Below are 18505 nucleotides of genomic sequence, written 5' to 3' on the forward strand. Positions count from 1 at the left end.
CGCATGCGCCGCGTCGTTATCACTGGTCTGGGCATCGTTTCGTGCCTGGGCAATGACAAAGAGACCGTCTCCGCTAACCTGCGTGCAAGTCGCCCTGGCATCCGGTTCAACCCGGAATATGCCGAAATGGGTCTGCGTAGCCAGGTTTCCGGCTCCATTGACCTTCCCCTCGAAGAGCTGATCGATCGCAAGATCTATCGCTTCGTCGGCCACGCGGCGGCTTACGCCTACCTGGCCATGAAAGACGCCATCACCGACTCCGGTCTGACCGATGAGCAAGTCTCCAACCCGCGCACTGGCCTGATCGCCGGTTCCGGTGGTGCCTCCACGCTGAACCAGATGGAAGCACTGGACATCCTGCGCGAGAAAGGCGTGAAACGCGTTGGCCCATACCGTGTGACACGGACCATGAGCAGCACCGTTTCCGCTTGCCTGGCCACGCCGTTCAAGATCAAGGGCCTGAACTACTCCATCGCTTCTGCCTGCGCCACCAGTGCTCACTGCATCGGTACCGCAATGGAACAGATCCAGATGGGCAAGCAGGACATCGTGTTCGCCGGCGGCGGTGAAGAAGAGCATTGGAGCCAGTCGTTCCTGTTCGACGCCATGGGCGCATTGTCCAGCCAGTACAACGAAACCCCGGAAAAAGCTTCCCGTGCCTACGACGCCAAGCGTGACGGTTTCGTCATTGCCGGCGGTGGCGGCATGGTCGTTGTCGAAGAGCTGGAACACGCTCTGGCTCGCGGCGCGAAGATCTACGCGGAAATCGTTGGCTACGGCGCGACCTCCGACGGCTACGACATGGTCGCTCCAAGCGGCGAAGGTGCCATCCGCTGCATGCAGATGGCCATGTCCACCGTCGATACGCCGATCGACTACCTGAACACCCACGGCACTTCGACTCCGGTCGGCGATGTCGCGGAGATGAAAGGTGTGCGTGAAGTATTCGGTGCCAATGCTCCGGCCATCAGCTCCACCAAGAGCCTGTCGGGTCACTCCCTGGGCGCCGCCGGCGTTCACGAAGCGATCTACTGCATGCTGATGATGGAAGGCAACTTCATGGCGGGTTCCGCCAACATCGACGAACTGGACCCGGAAGTGGCTGACATGCCAATCCTGACCAAGACTCGCGAAGACGCCACCATCAACACCGTGATGAGCAACAGCTTTGGTTTCGGTGGCACTAACGCCACCTTGGTACTGAAGCGCTGGGCCGGTAAGTAATACCCGCCCTGCTACGCCGCACATAAAAACGCCCCGACTGGTTCGGGGCGTTTTTTTTGCAAACAGATAAATTCGCCACGGCCCCTGTAGCCGCTGGCGAAGCCTGCGTTCGGCGACGAAGTCGTCGTCAATTCGGTACACGCGGTATGCTTGATTCATGGAGGCGACTGGTTTTACGGCGACTTCGTCGCCGAACGCAGGCTTCGCCAGCTGCGACAAGAATCGTGCGTGACCTGCAGTTTTGCTCATTGCCAACATGAAGCTTTTGTCATGAAACTTAACGGCCTGCGACCGAATGTCGCGGATTTGGCGGGTTGCAGGACTTTTGCAAAATCTGCAACTGTCCGTTACGAAATCTGGTCGTTTACTTAGCAAGCTATCCAAACATATAACAGAGTCCTGCACATGCCTTGGTGCAGGTAACTGAGATTGGAGCTAGCAGATGACTGTAAAAGTAACTGAACGCGACGATTCACATATGTCTCATGAAGGCGTAGCCGCCGGCATCCGTATCTGGGATGTGCACCAACAAGACTTGCTCGTGGGGATGTTCCATTCCGAGACCGATGCCCACAACTACAAATGCGAACTGGAAACACTGGAACAGCAACGTGAACAACTGTCCGCCTAGGACCTGCTCATATGCAATTACAGCATTGAAAACGACAAACCCCGCCAATGAGCGGGGTTTGTCTTTGTAGAGCCTTAAGCGCTTACCACATCAGATCGTCCGGGATCTGATAGGCCGCGTACGGATCGTCTTCGGTCGCGACTTCTTCGGTCTGCACATTCATTTGCACGATGCGCTGCGGATCGCGCTCCTGGATCTTCAGGGCGGCTTCACGCGGGATCACTTCGTAACCGCCGCCATGGTGCACGATTGCCAGCGAACCGCTGCTGAGCTTGTTGCGCATCAGCGTGTTGACGGAGATGCGCTTGACCTTCTTGTCGTCGACGAAGTTGTAGTAATCCTCAGTCGTCAGCTTGGGCAGGCGCGAGACTTCGATCAATTGCTTGATCTGCGCGGCACGAGCTTTCGCCTCGGCCTTTTCCTGCTGCTGACGGTTCAACTCCTGGTCGCGTTTGACCTTTTCAGCCAACGCTTCCTGGGCGGCACGTTGCTGCGAGTCGTCGAGTTCGATCTGACCTTTGTGGGCCAGGCGTTGCTGTTTCTGCTTCTCTTTGCCGACCTGTTTGGCCTGCTTCTGATTGACCAGCCCTGCTTTGAGCAACTGGTCGCGAAGGGAAATGCTCATGGTGCTTAATACTCACTTAGGCAACTGCTCAACCGCAGCTGGGCAAATTCTTTTCCTGACGTTTGGCTTCGCCCCACAAGGCGTCCAACTCTTCGAGGGTGCAATCTTCCATGGGACGGTGGGTGTCGCGCAATGCCTGTTCGATAAATCGGAAGCGTCTTTCAAACTTGTTGTTGGCGCCGCGCAGTGCGGATTCCGGGTCGACCTTGAGATGACGGGCCAGATTGACCACGGAAAACAACAGGTCGCCCACTTCATCGGCAATGGCTACCGAGTCGTTGTCGGCCATGGCTTCGAGCACTTCATCAAGCTCTTCGCGGACTTTATCCAGCACCGGCAAAGCATCCGGCCAGTCGAAACCGACCTGCCCGGCGCGCTTCTGCAATTTGGCCGACCGCGACAAGGCCGGCAGTGCGGCGGGCACGTCGTCGAGCAAGGACAACTGCTCGGGGGCCGATGACTGCTCGGCCCGCTCCTGGGCCTTGATCTCTTCCCAGCGCTGCTTGACCTGTTCTTCGCTCAGCCGCGGAACATCCAGCGGCGCGTACAGATCCCCGGTAGGAAAAACGTGAGGGTGACGACGAATCAGCTTGCGGGTGATGCTGTCGACCACACCGTCGAACTCGAAGCGCCCTTCTTCCCGAGCCAACTGGCTGTAGTAAACCACCTGGAACAGCAAATCCCCCAATTCACCCTGCAAGTGATCGAAGTCACCGCGCTCGATGGCGTCGGCCACCTCGTAGGCTTCTTCAAGGGTGTGCGGGACGATGGTCGCGTAGGTTTGCTTGATGTCCCACGGGCAACCGTACTGCGGGTCGCGTAGGCGATTCATCAGGTGGAGCAGGTCTTCAAGGCTGTACATCATTTATCTCTCACCACAAAAACCTGTGGGAGTGAGCCTGCTCGCGATGGGGGCATGTCAGTCGGCATTAATCGTGACTGATATACCGCTATCGCAAGCAGGCTCACTCCTACATTGATCATCTCAAGGAGTGCGGTTACGCCGCGTTTCGATGATGTTCGGCAACTGCGAAATGCGCCCCAGCAACCGTCCCAACGCATCCAGCCCCGGAATCTCGATGGTCAGGGACATCAGTGCAGTGTTGTCCTCTTTGTTCGAGCGGGTGTTGACCGCCAGTACGTTGATGCGCTCGTTGAGCAGCACCTGCGAAACGTCACGCAGCAAACCTGACCGGTCATAGGCGCGGATAATGATGTCCACCGGGTAGGTGAGCACCGGCACCGGGCCCCAGCTGACCTGGATGATGCGCTCTGGCTCGCGTCCGCCCAATTGCAGCACCGAGGCGCAGTCCTGACGGTGAATGCTCACACCGCGGCCCTGGGTGATGTAACCGACGATCGCATCCCCCGGCAACGGCTGGCAGCAGCCCGCCATCTGGGTCATGAGGTTGCCGACACCCTGGATCTGGATATCGCCACGCTTGCCTGGCTTGTAACCCGTCGCCTTGCGCGGAATCAGCTCGAGCTGTTCATTGCCACGTTCCGGCTCGACCAGTTGCTGCGCCAGATTGACCAGCTGCGCCAGACGCAAATCGCCGGCACCCAGGGCGGCGTACATGTCCTCGGCGGTCTTCATGTTGGCCTTGTCAGCCAGCTTGTCGAAGTCCACCGCGGGCAGACCGAGACGGTTGAGTTCGCGCTCGAGCAAGGTTTTACCGGCCGCGACGTTCTGGTCACGGGCCTGCAATTTGAACCAGTGGACAATCTTCGCCCGGGCCCGCGAGGTGGTCACGTAACCCAGGTTAGGGTTCAGCCAGTCACGGCTTGGCGTGCCATGCTTGCTGGTGATGATCTCGACCTGCTCACCGGTCTGCAGGCTGTAGTTGAGCGGCACGATGCGCCCGTTGATCTTGGCGCCTCGGCAGTTGTGGCCGATTTCGGTATGCACCCGGTACGCGAAGTCCAGTGGCGTTGCACCTTTGGGCAAGTCGATGGCGTGGCCGTCCGGGGTGAAGATATAGACCCGGTCAGGTTCGATATCGACACGCAGCTGTTCCGCCAGCCCACCGATATCACCCAGTTCTTCATGCCACTCGAGTACCTGACGCAACCACGAGATTTTCTCTTCGTAGTGGTTGGAACCGGATTTGACGTCGGTGCCCTTGTACTTCCAGTGCGCGCACACGCCCAACTCGGCCTCTTCGTGCATGGCGTGGGTGCGAATCTGCACTTCCAGCACCTTGCCTTCAGGACCGATTACCGCCGTGTGCAACGAGCGGTAGCCGTTCTCTTTCGGGTTGGCGATGTAGTCATCGAATTCTTTCGGGATGTGCCGCCACAAGGTGTGGACGATGCCCAGCGCGGTGTAGCAATCGCGCATCTCCGGCACCAGCACGCGAACGGCGCGCACGTCATAGATCTGGCTGAACTCCAGACCCTTGCGCTGCATTTTGCGCCAGATCGAATAGATGTGTTTGGCCCGGCCGCTGATGTCGGCATCGACCCCGGTGGCCTGCAATTCGACTTTCAGCTGGTTCATCACATCGGCGATGAAGCGCTCGCGATCCAGGCGCCGCTCGTGGAGCAGCTTGGCGATCTGCTTGTACTGGTCGGGTTCGAGGTAACGGAAGGACAAGTCCTCCAGCTCCCACTTGATGTGACCGATACCGAGACGGTGAGCCAGGGGCGCATAAATGTCGAAGACTTCACGGGCCACACGGTTGCGCTTTTCATCGTCGGCGGTTTTGACCGCGCGGATCGCGCAGGTGCGTTCGGCCAGCTTGATCAGCGCGACACGCACGTCATCGACCATCGCCACGAGCATCTTGCGCAGGTTTTCCACCTGGCCTTGAGTGCCCAGCACCAGGGACTGGCGAGGGCTCAAGCTGGCGCTGATTGCCGCCATGCGCAAAACGCCGTCGATGAGTTTGGCGACCACCGGACCGAAGCGCTGGCTGACTGCCGGCAACTGGATCTGGCCTTCGCGCACGCCGCGGTACAAGATTGCGGCGACCAACGAATCCTGGTCGAGTTTGAGGTCGGCGAGGATCTCGGCGATCTCAAGGCCCGTGCGGAAACTCGAGGTCCCTTCGGACCATAGATTCTTCGCCGCATTGGCCTGTTGTTCAGACGCGCGAGCGAACTCGCACGCTTCTTTCAAGGCTTCGCGATCCAGTGCCAGATCGACACTGACCGCATGATCGAGCCAAGCCTCGAGATTGATACTGCCGTCGGTGTTGATCGGCTGGTGTGCTCTCACCTGTACCATCTTGCTTACCTTCCCTACGACGCAGATTCAATGCGTCAATCGCTGACCTTCGTTGCCCGCGCGCCCGCGTCGGGGCAGGTGCGCGGCTACACGGGCGGACCAGTCGGACCAGACGAGCATCCTAGCTCGCTTCAAATAACGCCATGGCCTCGACATGTGCCGTCTGAGGAAACATATCGAGAATCCCGGCACGTTTTAACCGGTAGCCCTGCTTGATCAATTCGACCGTATCGCGCGCCAGCGTTGCCGGGTTGCACGATACATAGACCAACCGCTCGGCGCCCAGGGACTTGAGCTTGCGCACAACTTCAAAAGCACCGTCACGCGGTGGGTCCAAGAGTACCGCACAAAAGCCTTCGACCGCCCACTCGGCATCGGTCAAAGGCTGGGATAAATCGGCCTGAAAAAAACGAGTGTTATGCAGATTGTTGCTAGCAGCGTTGGCAGCTGCCCGCTCGACCATCGTCTGCACACCTTCTACCGCCACCACTTCACGGACAGCCTTGGCCAAGGGCAAGGCAAAATTACCCAAGCCACAGAACAGGTCAAGAACGCGTTCATTTGCTTTCGGCTCAAGCCAACTCAGCGCCTGGGCGACCATGGCTTCGTTGACAGCCGCGTTGACCTGGATGAAGTCTCCTGGCCGATACGCCAGATCCAGATCCCACTGTTCAAGACGATAGCCCAGGACTTGATCAGCCTCGACCGGGTAAGGCTCGCCTTCACCGTGAAGCCACAACTGGGCTTCGTGAAAAGCGCAGAAATCCTTGAGAATGGTCATGTCGGCGTCGGATAACGGCGCCATGTGCCGCAGCAGAACCGCCAGCTTCGTGCCGCTGAACAACTCCACATGCCCGAGCGCCTGTGGCTTGCTCAGTCGCCGCAGCATTTCCGGCAAGCGGTTCATGATCGGTTGCAAAGGCTGTACCAGCACCGGGCATTCGTTGATCGCAACGATGTCCTGACTGCCAGCCGCACGGAAACCGACTTCAAGTTTTTTCGCCTTCATGTCCCATCGCACCGCCACGCGGGCGCGACGACGGTAACCGAATTCCGGACCGCTCAACGGCGCTGCCCACTCTTGAGGTTCGACACCGGCAACCTTCAATAATTGCTCGGCGAGCATGCGCTGTTTCAGGGCGAGTTGTTCATCGTGAGGCAGATGCTGCACGCTGCAACCGCCGCAGCGACCGGCATGCGGGCAGGGAGCAGGACGACGCAGTTCGCTGGTTTGAAAAACCCGTTCGGTGCGTGCTTCGACCACTTTGCCGTGGGCACCTAACACGCGCGCTTCAACTTCCTCACCGGCCAGTGCGCCGATGACGAACCAGGTGCGACCTTCGAAAAATGCGATTCCGCGACCGTCATTAGCCAGGCGCTCGATGGTCAGGCGCTGCTTTTTGCCGGTCGGGATTTGTGGGGCCTTGCTGCCGCCAGTCGGCTGGAAACGCAGACCTCTCTCGTGCTTGGCCATCAGTTGGGCGCGTCGAAAATGCCGGTCGACAAGTAACGGTCGCCACGGTCGCAGATGATCGCGACGATCACCGCGTTTTCAACTTCTTTGGACAAGCGCAACATCGCGGCCACGGCACCGCCCGAGGACACGCCGCAGAAGATCCCTTCTTCGCGAGCCAGGCGACGGGTCACGTCTTCGGCTTCGCTTTGGGCCATGTCGACGATCCGGTCCACTCGATCGGCCTGGTAGATCTTCGGCAAATACTCTTGTGGCCAGCGACGGATGCCCGGAATCGCCGAGCCTTCCATCGGTTGCAGGCCGACGATCTGCACGCTGTCGCTCTGCTCTTTCAGATAGCGCGAAACGCCCATGATGGTGCCGGTGGTGCCCATCGAGCTGACGAAATGAGTGATGGTGCCCTCGGTCTGCCGCCAGATTTCCGGGCCGGTGGTGGTGTAGTGCGCTTCAGGGTTGTCACCGTTGGCGAACTGATCCAGCACCTTGCCACAACCTTCGGCCTCCATGCGCTGGGCCAGATCGCGAGCGCCTTCCATGCCTTCTTCCTGGGTGACCAGGATAAGTTCGGCACCATAGGCGGTCATGGCGGCCTTGCGCTCGGCGCTGGAATTGTCCGGCATGATCAGGATCATCTTGTAACCCTTGATCGCGGCGGCCATGGCCAGCGCAATCCCGGTGTTACCCGAAGTCGCTTCGATCAACGTATCGCCAGCGTGAATCTGCCCGCGCAACTCGGCACGGGTGATCATCGACAGCGCAGGACGGTCCTTGACCGAACCCGCCGGGTTATTCCCCTCAAGCTTGAGCAAAAGAGTATTGCTGGTGGCGCCAGGCAGGCGCTGCAAACGAACCAGCGGGGTGTTGCCGACGCAATCGGCGATGGTTGGGTACTGCAAGGTCATGGCGTATTCGCAATCCAGACTGCGGGGGCGCCTATCATACCGGCAAACCTTGCAACCCCATATCACGCAAAGTGCGGTGCTTATGGCTTGTAGGAATAAGGGCGAAGTTTTGTGCGGGATGTGCGGGCCTCATCGCGGGCAAGCCCACTCCCACAAGGTCAGCTGGATCACACAATCTGTGATCGACAGACATTCACCGCGGGATTGTTCGCGAAGGCGGCATCATTGTCCTCCCCTGCATCAGCCACCAGCCGCACATTCAGCCGCAACCCGGTCCCGCTGTTCTGCGCCCAGATTTCGCCGCCCTGCCGCTGCACGGCATTTCTCGCAATGCTTAACCCCAGCCCAAACCCGCCATTCCCTGGTCTCGAACCGTCGAGCCGGGTAAACGGCAAGAAGATTCGTTCCAGATCGGTTTCAGCCACCCCGCCGCCCTCGTCTTCCAGCCACAGGTGCCAAAATTCGCCGTCACGTCGACCTCCCAGCGTCACTACCCCGCCGACGGGCGAGTGTCGTACCGCGTTGCGCAGAATATTTTCCAGTGCCTGGGCCAACGTATTGAGATTGCCGCGGACCCAGCAAGATGAGTCCACCGTGCACTGCAACCGGGCCATCGACCAACAGCTTTCATAGCAGGCATTTTCCGTGAGCATCTCCCACAACGCCTGGATTTGAATCGCCTCATCGGGTAACGGCGCGCGTTCGGTATCAAGCCACGCCAATTGCAACGTGTCGTCCACCAGGCGCTGCATGCCATCGACCTCCCGGCCTATACGTTCACGCAATTGCGCCAGGCTTTGCTCGCTTTCGCTGGCTACTCGCAGGCGGCTGAGCGGCGTGCGTAATTCGTGGGACAGGTCGCGCAGCAATTGTTGCTGCAAGGCCACCGTGGATTGCAGCCGCTCGGACATGTGGTCGAAAGCCCTGCCCAATTCTCCCAGCTCATCCTGACGATTGGTCGTGCGGCTCGACAGGCGTACACCCAACTGATCGGCACGCCAGGCATTGGCCTGTTCGCGCAGGTTATTGAGCGGAACCACCAATAGCCGATACAACCCGACGCACAGCAGCAGGGTGAACAGCCCCGGGATCACGCCGTTGGTAATCACCCGCCAAAACACCCGGTATTGACCGGGCACAAAGCGTTGGGGCAGTTCGATCACCAGGCTGCCGGCAGAAGAATTTTCTGGAAAGGGGACGCGCATCCATGGCAGTCCTTTCTTGTGGATCGGCCAGTCGAGGCCGCGCAGAAAGGTCAGGTGCTGGACGTCCTTGTCCGATATTTCCTGGCTGCTCAATGATTGCAAATCACCACTGATGACACCGACCCAGCCCGATTCACGCTGCTGCATGCTTTGCAGAAAGCTATCGATGCCAGCCCGCCCGCCCTGCTGCCAGGCCTGCTCGGCCTCGGCGGCGTAGCGCGTCAAAGTGCCCCGGGCGTCGTCCGAGAGGAATTGGTTGCGCTCCTCCATGTACCGACCCCAGGACCAACTGAGCCAGATCATCAGCAGACAAAAGGCCACCAGCAGGAAGGCCAGTTTCCAGAACAGGGAATGCCGGCCCGGCAGGTCAGACCACTTCATCGCTGGCACTCAATACATAGCCTTTGCCCCAGACCGTGCGCACTTCGCGCTCGGTGTAGCCGATGGCCTTGAGCTTGCGGCGGATCTGGCTGATATGCATGTCCAGGCTGCGGTCATGAGCCGCGTAACCACGTTGCAGGACTTGCTGATAAAGGAAGGCTTTGCTCAACACTTCATCGCCGTTGCGGTTCAGTGTTTCCAGCAACCGAAACTCGCTACGGGTCAGGCCGGCCGCCTTGTCGCAGTAGAAGACCTCAAAACACTGATCGTCGAAACGCAGGCTGTCGGTCGCAGGCGCAACGACGATGGGCGCGGGCCGGCGGTCAAGCGCTACACGCCGCAGGATCGCTTCTATGCGTACCCGCAACTCAACCATGCTGAAGGGTTTTGGCAGGTAGTCATCCGCGCCCAGTTGAAAGCCGCTGATGCGATCCGCCTCGGCCCCAAGCGCAGACATCAGCAACACCGGGGTGGAGTGGCTCTCGCGCAATTGTGTCAGCGCTTTCAATCCGTCCAGTCCCGGCAGCAGAATATCCATCAACACCACATCGAACGCTTGCGCGCGCGCCATGTTCAGCCCTTCCTGACCGTTTTTGCACCAGGTCACCTGGAAGCCGTTGCGGCCCAAATGCTCATGCACGTATGCACCGAGCACGAGGTCGTCCTCAATGGCGAGGATGCGTGGATGATCAATAGAGATGGGAGTCATGAGTATCTGCAAATAATTCTCAGTTGGCGATTATTCAAGATTGCCTCGCCTTGGGCAACCCAAGGTTTGCCCAAGACGCCAACAGGCGGTACGGACCGACGACTGACCCGTTCAATTTTACGAAGAAGGGCTGCCTGCAAATCGCTACACTGCGCAGGTGGCGCCTACCGGACGTAAGCGCAGGTCATTTAATAGCTGGATGCAGGAGAGATGCGTGCTCAAGAAACTCGGAATTAAAGGCCGCGTGCTGTTGCTGACCCTGTTGCCGACCAGCCTGATGGCGTTGGTCCTGGGGGGCTATTTCACCTGGATGCAGCAGTCCGACCTGCAGACCCAGCTCATGCAGCGTGGCGAAATGATCGCCGAGCAACTGGCGCCGCTGGTGGCACCCGCCATGGGCCACAAGAACAACGAACTGCTGGAACGCATCGCCACGCAATCCCTGGAGCAACCGGATGTTCGCGCAGTGTCCTTCCTCGCGCCGGACCGTACCCTGCTCGCCCATGCGGGCCCGACCATGCTCAACAAGGCGCCTCAGGGCAACGGTTCGCAGTTGCTGCGCCGCAGTGGCAACGATGCGACACGCTACCTGCTGCCAGTGTTCGGCAAACACCGCAACCTCGCCGGCGACGTGATTCCAGCAGAAGCTGAACGGTTGCTCGGCTGGGTAGAACTGGAGCTGTCGCACAACGGCATGCTGTTGCGCGGTTACCGCAGCCTGTTCGCCAGCCTGCTGTTGATCGCTGCCGGGCTGGGCGGTGCCGCGCTGCTGGCGCTGCGCATGGGCCGTACCATCAACCGTCCGTTGAGCCAGATCAAGCAAGCCGTCTCCCAGCTCAAGGACGGTCACCTGGAAACCCGACTGCCGCCCCTCGGCAGTCAGGAACTGGATGAACTGGCGTCCGGGATCAATCGCATGGCGGGCACCCTGCAAAACGCCCAGGAAGAATTGCAGCACAGCGTCGACCAGGCCACCGAAGACGTGCGCCAGAACCTCGAAACCATCGAAATCCAGAACATCGAGCTGGACCTGGCGCGCAAGGAAGCCCTGGAGGCAAGCAGGATCAAGTCCGAATTCCTGGCCAACATGAGCCATGAAATCCGCACACCGCTCAACGGGATCCTCGGCTTCACTCATCTGCTGCAAAAAAGCGAACTGACACCGCGCCAGCTGGATTACCTGGGCACCATCGAAAAGTCTGCCGACAGCCTGTTGGGGATCATCAACGAGATTCTCGACTTCTCGAAGATCGAGGCCGGCAAACTGGTGCTCGACCACATTCCGTTCAACCTGCGGGATCTGCTGCAAGACACGCTGACGATCCTCGCCCCCGCCGCCCACGCCAAGCAGCTGGAACTGGTGAGCCTGGTGTATCGGGATACGCCGCTGTCGCTGGTGGGCGATCCGCTGCGGCTCAAGCAAATACTGACCAACCTCGTCAGCAACGCGATCAAGTTCACCCGCGAAGGCACCATCGTCGCCCGTGCCATGCTCGAGGACGAACACGAAGACAGCGTGCAATTGCGCATCAGCATTCAAGACACAGGGATTGGCCTGTCGAGCCAGGACGTGCGCGCCCTGTTCCAGGCGTTCAGTCAGGCGGATAACTCGTTGTCGCGCCAACCCGGTGGTACTGGTCTGGGGCTGGTGATTTCCAAACGGTTGATCGAGCAAATGGGCGGCGAGATCGGGGTCGACAGCACACCGGGGGAAGGTTCGGAATTCTGGATCAGCCTGAGCCTGCCCAAGACCCGCGACGACGCCGAAGACCTGCCAGGCCCACCGCTGCTGGGGCGTCGGGTGGCGGTCCTGGAGAATCACGAATTGGCACGCCAGGCCTTGCAGCATCAGCTGGAAGATTGCGGCCTCGCTGTCACGCCATTCAATACCCTGGAAAGCCTGACCAATGGCGTTACCGGTGCGCATCAGACCGATCAGGCGATCGACCTGGCGGTACTTGGCATCACCAGCAACGACATGCCGCCAGAACGCCTCAACCAACACATCTGGGACCTGGAACATCTGGGCTGCAAGGTGCTCGTGCTGTGTCCGACCACTGAGCAGACGCTGTTCCATCTGTCCGTACCCAACCCGCACAGTCAGCTTCAGGCCAAGCCGGCCTGCACCCGCAAACTGCGCCGAGCCTTGTCCGACCTGGTCAACCCGCGCCAGGTGCGTAACGAGCCGGGGGAACCGCTGTCCAGCCGCGCCCCGAAAGTGCTGTGTGTCGACGACAATCCCGCCAACCTTCTGCTGGTGCAAACCTTGCTCGAAGACATGGGTGCCAAGGTGCTGGCCGTGGAAAGTGGATACGCGGCGGTCAAAGCCGTGCAGAACGAGACCTTCGACCTGGTGCTGATGGACGTGCAGATGCCCGGCATGGATGGGCGCCAGAGCACCGAGGCCATTCGTCAGTGGGAAAGCGAGCGGCACTGCACGCCTTTGCCCATCGTCGCGCTGACCGCTCACGCCATGGCCAACGAAAAGCGTGCCTTGTTGCAAAGCGGCATGGACGATTACCTGACCAAGCCTATCAGTGAACGGCAATTGGCCCAGGTGGTTTTGAAATGGAGTGGTCTGGCGCTGCGCAACCACGGGCCCGAGCGTTCCGGTGACGGACATGCTGGTGCACCCGAGTTGCAGGTGCTCGATCACGAAGAGGGCCTGCGTCTGGCCGCCGGTAAGGCGGATCTGGCGGCTGACATGCTGGCGATGTTGCTCGCCTCGCTTGAAGCCGACCGCGAAGCCATCCGTTTTGCCCGGGATACCGATGACAATAATGCCTTGATCGAGCGTGTCCATCGCCTGCATGGCGCAACACGTTATTGCGGCGTCCCGCAATTGCGCGCCGCCTGCCAGCGCAGTGAAACCCTGCTTAAGCAACAGGACCCGAAAGCCTATAGCGCACTGGAAGAGCTTGACCGGGCCATCAACCGTCTGGCCGCGCATGCGCGTATCAATGCTTGATGTAACGTAGGTATTCGCCTTAACGCCGTTCCCTGTAGCAGCTGGCGAAGCCTGCGTTCGGCGGCGAAGCCGTCGTAAATTCGTCAAATGCGGTTCATCTGAAGCACCGAGGTCACCAGTTTTACGACGGCTTCGCCGCCGAACGCAGGCTTCGCCAGCTGCTACAAAAGCGTGAAGCGTGAAGCGTCAAAGCTTGAAAATTTCCAGGAGGACAGCATGCGCACCATTCTTTTCAGCAGCCAGAATTACGACCGCGAGAGTTTTCTCGCTGCAAAACTGCCCGACGGCATCGAGTTGCAGTTTCAATCGGCGCGATTGAGCGTCGATACCGTGGCATTGGCGGAGCATCACGAGGTGGTCTGCGCCTTCATCAATGATGACTTGAGCGCGCCTGTGCTCGAATGCCTGGCCGCCGGTGGTACCCGACTGATCGCCCTGCGCTCGGCGGGTTACAACCATGTCGATCTGGCAGTCGCCAAGCGCCTGGGACTGGCCATTGTGCGGGTCCCGGCCTATTCGCCGCATGCAGTAGCCGAGCATGCGGTGGCATTGATCCTTGCGCTCAACCGTCGTTTGCACCGCGCGTACAACCGCACCCGCGAAGGCGATTTCAGCCTGCACGGGCTGACGGGCTTCGACCTGGTGGGCAAGACGGTCGGCGTGGTGGGCACTGGGCAGATCGGCGCAACCTTCGCGAAAATCATGCACGGGTTTGGCTGCGAGTTGCTGGCCTACGACCCCTACCCCAATCCCGACGTCGAAGCCCTCGGCGCCCGCTACCTGAGCTTGCCGGAACTGCTGGCCCAGGCGCAGATCATCAGCCTGCACTGCCCGCTTAACGAACAGAGCAAGTATTTGATCAACAGCGAGTCACTGGCACACATGCAGCCTGGGGCGATGCTGATCAACACCGGACGCGGCGGTCTGGTGGACACGCCTGCACTGATCGACGCGCTGAAGGACGGTCGACTGGGCTATCTGGGGCTGGATGTGTATGAGGAAGAGGCCCAGCTGTTTTTTGAAGACCGCTCGGACCTGCCACTGCAAGACGATGTGCTGGCGCGCCTGCTGACCTTTCCAAACGTGATCATCACGGCGCACCAAGCCTTCCTGACCCGCGAAGCACTGGGCGCCATTGCCACGACCACGCTGCAGAACATCGCGGCCTGGGCGGATGGAAAGCCGCAGAATCTTGTGGCTGCCGGCTGAACCAGATCGAAGGTCACTTGCCCGCTCCATGCTGCGGCGATGTCCGTGCTAGCATGCCGCGCATATTTGGAGGACCCATGGCCGAACACGATTTTCGCTATACCCTGATGAACCCGCAACACACCCTCACCGAATGCCGCGCCCTTGTGCCTGGGCGTTATCAGGTCACCGGTAACGGTGGTTCGATTCGCAACAACGACGTGCTGGTCGTGACCCTCAAAGGCAGCAAGGACCTGTCCATGCGCCTGACCGTCGAAACGGTTCGCCACTTGATCAATCCACCGGGCCAATGGGTCGCGGTTGCGAGTGGTCCGGTGTTCGGCGAATTGGCCATCCACACCTGGAAAGTCAATTGCGACAGCTGCGCCAAAGAGCTGAGCTTTGAGTTCGCCGTCGACGCCAAGCTGGGCAACAAGGCTGAAAAACCGGCCGCCACCGCGCGGATTGCCGAGCTGGGCTGGACCACTGTCGGCGAGAAGCACCTGTGCCCGAAATGCCAGGAGCCTGCGTGATGAAACGCCTCGCTATGACCGCGATGGTGGGTGCCAGCCTGATGGGCTGCGCCGCCGAGCCGGTGCAACTGCAACAGAACCGCAGCTACATTCTGGAATGGATTGGCGAACGTCCGCTGATGGATTACAGCCACTTGACCATCACCCTCGGTGAAGATGGTCGAGCCTACGGCAACGGCGGCTGTAACCATTGGTTCGCGCCCTATACGCTGGAAGGCGACAAGCTGAGCTTCGGCAAGATTGGCAGCACGCGCAAACTGTGTGCGCCTGCGCTGATGGAACAGGAAAAACGCTTTTTGCAGGCACTGGAAAATGTGCAGCGTTGGGACATTTCGCCCATCGAGCAGATGCGCTTCTGGCCCGCCGAAGGCAAGCCGCTGCGCTGGTGGCTTGAAGAGGGTTGATCACCTCTGCTGAACCCGGCTGACTTACTGTGGCAAGGGGATTTTGTGCTCAGCGGCTTTTGTGGCGAGGGGATTCATCCCCGTTGGGTTGCGAAGCGACCCCAAAAAAGGGACCGCTGCGCAGTCCAACGGGGATGAATCCCCTCGCCACAAAAGCCCCGTACCACAAAAAGCCCCTGCCATCTGCGCAATCAATTAGTTGCCTGCAACGCCTCAAGCTTCGCCATCACACCCGCCGCCGTCTGCTCACCCATCAACTGCTCACGCACCTTGCCCTTGTCATCGATGATGTAGGTCACGGGTAACGCTTCGCTGCGCGGCACTTCGAACAGCTCGGCCGGATCCTGGGCCAGCACGGTGAACTTGATCCCCAGCTTCTCGCTGGCGCTTTTCAGCTCTTCGCCCTGCACATTATCGAAGTTGACCCCGAACACATCGATCTTCTTGCCCTTGAGCTGCTCGGCCAAGGTATTCAACTCGGGTATCTCGGTTCGGCAAGGCCCGCACCATTCCGCCCAGTAATTGAGCACCAGCCATTGCTTGTCCAGACGGTCGGCGGCGACTTTCTGGCCGTTCTGGTCGATTCCGTAATCATTGCCACAGCCCCCCAGCAGTAACGTGCCGAAGATCGCCAATGCCGCTGCCAGTCGTCTAGTCATGTCGTAATCCTTGTCAAAAAAAGAATACCGCCGCGACCCATTGCCTCTCCAGGTTCTGGAATACGCGCTGCACAGTTAGAATAGCCGCCACCTTACGCAAGATGCGACCCGCACATGACCGATCTGACGCTTTATCACAACCCGCGCTGCTCGAAATCCCGCGGTGCGCTCGAACTGCTCCAAGCCCGTGGCCTGACCCCGACCGTGGTCCGGTACCTGGAAACGCCGCTGGACGCCGCGCAAATCCAGAACCTGCTGGGCAAACTGGGCATCAGTGCCCGGCAATTGCTGCGCCCCGGTGAAGACGAGTACAAAACGCTCAACCTGGCTGACAGCAGCTTGAGCGAGGCGCAATTGATCGCCGCTATCGCTGCCCACCCGAAACTCATGGAGCGACCGATTCTGGAAGCAGGCGACAAAGCCGTCATCGGGCGTCCGCCGGAGAATGTACTGGAGTTGTTGCCGTGAGCGCGCCGTATATTCTGGTGCTGTATTACAGCCGTAGCGGTTCGACCAACGAAATGGCCCGGCAGATTGCCCGTGGTGTCGAACAGTCGGGAATGGAAGCGCGTCTGCGTACCGTGCCGGCGATCTCTACCGAGTGCGAAGCTGTGTCCCCGGACATTCCGGACGAAGGCGCGCTGTACGCCAGCCTCGACGACCTGAAAAACTGCGCCGGCCTGGCCCTTGGCAGCCCGACGCGTTTTGGCAACATGGCCGCGCCGCTGAAGTACTTCCTCGACGGCACCAGCAACCTGTGGCTGACCGGTGCGCTGGTCGGCAAACCGGCGGGCGTTTTCACCTCCACCGCGAGCCTGCACGGTGGTCAGGAAACCACGCTGCTGTCGATGATGCTGCCCTTGCTGCACCACGGCATGCTGATTACGGGCCTGCCTTACAGCGAATCGGCATTGCTGGAAACCCGTGGCGGCGGCACGCCCTATGGCGCCAGTCACCACGCCGGCGCCGATGGCAAAAGCGGCTTGAATGAACATGAGGTCGCACTGTGTCGGGCCTTGGGCTTGCGACTGGCCAAGACCGCGCAAAAGCTGGGGAACTGACGTGGCCAAGAAGCCGAAGATTTTGCCTTCCATTGAATGGCTCGAACCACGGGTCAAAGCGATGCGAGCCATCAGCCTGCTGTGTTTTCTGGGCTTGGTGGGTTTGCTCTGCGTGTATTACCTGGCGGTCGCCGATCTGCACGGGGCGCGGCCATGGGTGATCCTGCTGATCGAACTGGTACCGCTGCTGTTGCTGGCGCCGGGGATGATCGTTGGCAGCGCGCGCGGGCATTCCTGGATGTGCTTTGTGGTGAACCTGTATTTCATCAAGGGCGCACTGGCGGCGTTTGACCCGAACCGGCAGCTGTTTGGTTTGCTGGAGATGGGCGCGAGCCTGGCGGTGTTTTGCTCGGCGCTGCTGTATGTGCGGTGGCGGTTTCAGCTGAATCGCAAGCTCGCAGGCGAAGGCGAGATCTCTGCCGCCTGATACATCGCAATCGCGGGCAAGCCCGCTCCCACAGGATCCATGTCGTTCACAATTAATGTGTTTAAAGAGATCGCTGTGGGAGCGGGCTTGCCCGCGATGCGGGCGACTCGGTGTTAATGATTAACGGTATACGCCAGCATCATCGATATCTGGCTCATCGGCCGCCCACCGCTCTGTTCATGCCACTGATTGAACACATCCTGCACCAACGCCAGATCCCGCTGACTGGTCGGCACTTTGTCGACGATCTTCTGCGCATTCAACCCCGCCACCACGTCGTAGCTCGGCACAAACGTGTCCTTGCCGACCATCCGCAAGAAGCGCGGTGCCGACAACCCGCCCAATTGATGACCGCGCTTTTTCAGGTAGGTCCACAAACCGACAATATCGGTCACCGGCCAGTCGGCGATCAGCGCACCGAAACTGCCTTTTTCATGCTCGACGTCGAGGATGAACTGCGCATTGCGCGGCACGCTCTTGAGTTTGCCCAGATGGCGAATGATCCGCGCGTCCTGCATCAGGCGCTCAAGATGTTCAGCACTCATCAGCACGACCTTCTCAGGGTCGAACTTGAAGAACACTTCTTCGAAGGCCGGCCACTTGGCGTCCACCAGGCTGTGTTTGAGCCCGGCGCGGAACACGCGCAGTGCCATGGTCGAGAGGTAGCGGTCGTCGCTGATCTTGCGCAATTGCGCGGGGGTCTTGGGAACGGGCAGATGGGCTTCCAGTTCAGCTGCCGAACCGAAGCGGTTCAGACAGTATTCGTGCAGCCACTTGTAATCGCGCATGCCCTCTCCTGAGGAATGAAAAATGAACTGCCAACTTGCGGCAAAACCTGTGGGCGCCAGTCTGCTGGCGAGGGAGGTGTGTCAGTCAAAAATGTTC

18 protein-coding genes are annotated in these 18505 nt (G+C 59.8%); 9 read left to right on the plus strand and 9 right to left on the minus strand.

All coding sequences use genetic code 11. The features are described 5' to 3' along the window. The first annotated feature begins 3 nt into the window (after window positions 1-3). Window positions 4-1224, plus strand: coding sequence for a beta-ketoacyl-ACP synthase I (gene fabB, locus H7698_RS25145; RefSeq protein WP_054054895.1), 1221 nt, complete (start codon window positions 4-6; stop codon window positions 1222-1224). 442 nt (window positions 1225-1666) lie between these two features. Then, complete coding sequence (locus H7698_RS25150) at window positions 1667-1855, plus strand: hypothetical protein (RefSeq protein WP_162437964.1); 189 nt, start codon at window positions 1667-1669, stop codon at window positions 1853-1855. 82 nt (window positions 1856-1937) lie between these two features. On the opposite strand, the gene H7698_RS25155 is transcribed toward H7698_RS25150, so the two are convergent. The 7 genes from H7698_RS25155 to H7698_RS25185 all read right to left on the minus strand — a co-directional run bounded on the left by H7698_RS25155 (window position 1938) and on the right by H7698_RS25185 (window position 10380). Beyond that, window positions 1938-2480: a DUF2058 domain-containing protein gene (locus H7698_RS25155; RefSeq protein ID WP_162437963.1), complete on the minus strand. Its 543-nt coding sequence runs from the start codon at window positions 2478-2480 to the stop codon at window positions 1938-1940. 28 nt (window positions 2481-2508) lie between these two features. After that, a complete protein-coding gene (gene mazG / locus H7698_RS25160; RefSeq protein ID WP_162437962.1) occupies window positions 2509-3342 on the minus strand; it encodes a nucleoside triphosphate pyrophosphohydrolase in 834 nt (277 codons plus the stop codon). Window positions 3343-3465: 123 nt separating this feature from the next. After that, window positions 3466-5709 (minus strand): GTP diphosphokinase, encoded by a 2244-nt coding sequence (gene relA / locus H7698_RS25165; RefSeq protein WP_162437961.1) that lies wholly within the window; start codon window positions 5707-5709, stop codon window positions 3466-3468. 121 nt (window positions 5710-5830) lie between these two features. Further along, window positions 5831-7183, minus strand: a complete 1353-nt coding sequence (gene rlmD, locus H7698_RS25170; RefSeq protein WP_162437960.1) for a 23S rRNA (uracil(1939)-C(5))-methyltransferase RlmD — start codon at window positions 7181-7183, stop codon at window positions 5831-5833. Continuing rightward, window positions 7183-8085: a cysteine synthase CysM gene (cysM, locus tag H7698_RS25175; protein WP_194693123.1), complete on the minus strand. Its 903-nt coding sequence runs from the start codon at window positions 8083-8085 to the stop codon at window positions 7183-7185. The genes rlmD and cysM overlap by 1 nt, the downstream gene beginning before the upstream one ends. A 167-nt stretch (window positions 8086-8252) precedes the next feature. Then, the gene (locus H7698_RS25180) at window positions 8253-9671 is read right to left on the minus strand and encodes a sensor histidine kinase (protein ID WP_194693124.1); all 1419 of its coding nucleotides are present in this window, start codon (window positions 9669-9671) and stop codon (window positions 8253-8255) included. Continuing rightward, complete coding sequence (locus H7698_RS25185) at window positions 9658-10380, minus strand: response regulator transcription factor (RefSeq protein WP_162437957.1); 723 nt, start codon at window positions 10378-10380, stop codon at window positions 9658-9660. Before H7698_RS25185 ends, H7698_RS25180 begins: the two co-directional genes overlap by 14 nt. A gap of 214 nt (window positions 10381-10594) precedes the next feature. Between H7698_RS25185 and H7698_RS25190 the strand changes: the two genes are divergently transcribed. The 4 genes from H7698_RS25190 to H7698_RS25205 all read left to right on the plus strand — a co-directional run bounded on the left by H7698_RS25190 (window position 10595) and on the right by H7698_RS25205 (window position 15473). Beyond that, on the plus strand, window positions 10595-13348 hold the full coding sequence (locus H7698_RS25190; RefSeq protein ID WP_194693125.1) for a response regulator: 2754 nt from the start codon (window positions 10595-10597) through the stop codon (window positions 13346-13348). A 216-nt stretch (window positions 13349-13564) separates the two neighbouring features. After that, on the plus strand, window positions 13565-14557 hold the full coding sequence (locus tag H7698_RS25195; protein WP_162437955.1) for a 2-hydroxyacid dehydrogenase: 993 nt from the start codon (window positions 13565-13567) through the stop codon (window positions 14555-14557). A 77-nt stretch (window positions 14558-14634) separates the two neighbouring features. After that, window positions 14635-15069 (plus strand): hypothetical protein, encoded by a 435-nt coding sequence (locus tag H7698_RS25200; protein ID WP_162437954.1) that lies wholly within the window; start codon window positions 14635-14637, stop codon window positions 15067-15069. Further along, window positions 15069-15473, plus strand: a complete 405-nt coding sequence (locus tag H7698_RS25205; protein WP_162437953.1) for an META domain-containing protein — start codon at window positions 15069-15071, stop codon at window positions 15471-15473. Before H7698_RS25200 ends, H7698_RS25205 begins: the two co-directional genes overlap by 1 nt. Before the next feature lie 191 nt (window positions 15474-15664). Here H7698_RS25205 and H7698_RS25210 read toward each other — a convergent pair whose 3' ends face one another. Beyond that, entirely contained in the window at window positions 15665-16132 is a 468-nt protein-coding gene (locus H7698_RS25210; RefSeq protein WP_162437952.1) for a TlpA family protein disulfide reductase, read from the minus strand. 114 nt (window positions 16133-16246) lie between these two features. Here H7698_RS25210 and arsC point away from each other — a divergent pair, with 114 nt between their 5' ends. Genes arsC through H7698_RS25225 form a run of 3 tightly spaced genes read left to right on the plus strand, consistent with a single transcriptional unit; the run spans window position 16247 to window position 17620 of the window. Continuing rightward, the gene (gene arsC / locus H7698_RS25215; protein WP_194693126.1) at window positions 16247-16600 is read left to right on the plus strand and encodes an arsenate reductase (glutaredoxin); all 354 of its coding nucleotides are present in this window, start codon (window positions 16247-16249) and stop codon (window positions 16598-16600) included. Beyond that, window positions 16597-17193 (plus strand): NAD(P)H:quinone oxidoreductase, encoded by a 597-nt coding sequence (gene wrbA / locus H7698_RS25220; protein ID WP_027923973.1) that lies wholly within the window; start codon window positions 16597-16599, stop codon window positions 17191-17193. Before arsC ends, wrbA begins: the two co-directional genes overlap by 4 nt. A gap of 1 nt (window position 17194) precedes the next feature. Further along, window positions 17195-17620, plus strand: coding sequence for a DUF2069 domain-containing protein (locus H7698_RS25225; protein WP_162437950.1), 426 nt, complete (start codon window positions 17195-17197; stop codon window positions 17618-17620). A gap of 113 nt (window positions 17621-17733) precedes the next feature. Here H7698_RS25225 and H7698_RS25230 read toward each other — a convergent pair whose 3' ends face one another. Continuing rightward, window positions 17734-18408 carry a DNA-3-methyladenine glycosylase I gene (locus H7698_RS25230; RefSeq protein WP_162437949.1) on the minus strand — a complete coding sequence of 225 codons (675 nt, stop codon included), beginning with the start codon at window positions 18406-18408 and terminating at the stop codon, window positions 17734-17736. Between the last annotated feature and the right edge of the window lie 97 nt (window positions 18409-18505).

It is taken from the genome of Pseudomonas sp. p50(2008), from assembly GCF_015351605.1.
Taxonomy (GTDB): domain Bacteria; phylum Pseudomonadota; class Gammaproteobacteria; order Pseudomonadales; family Pseudomonadaceae; genus Aquipseudomonas.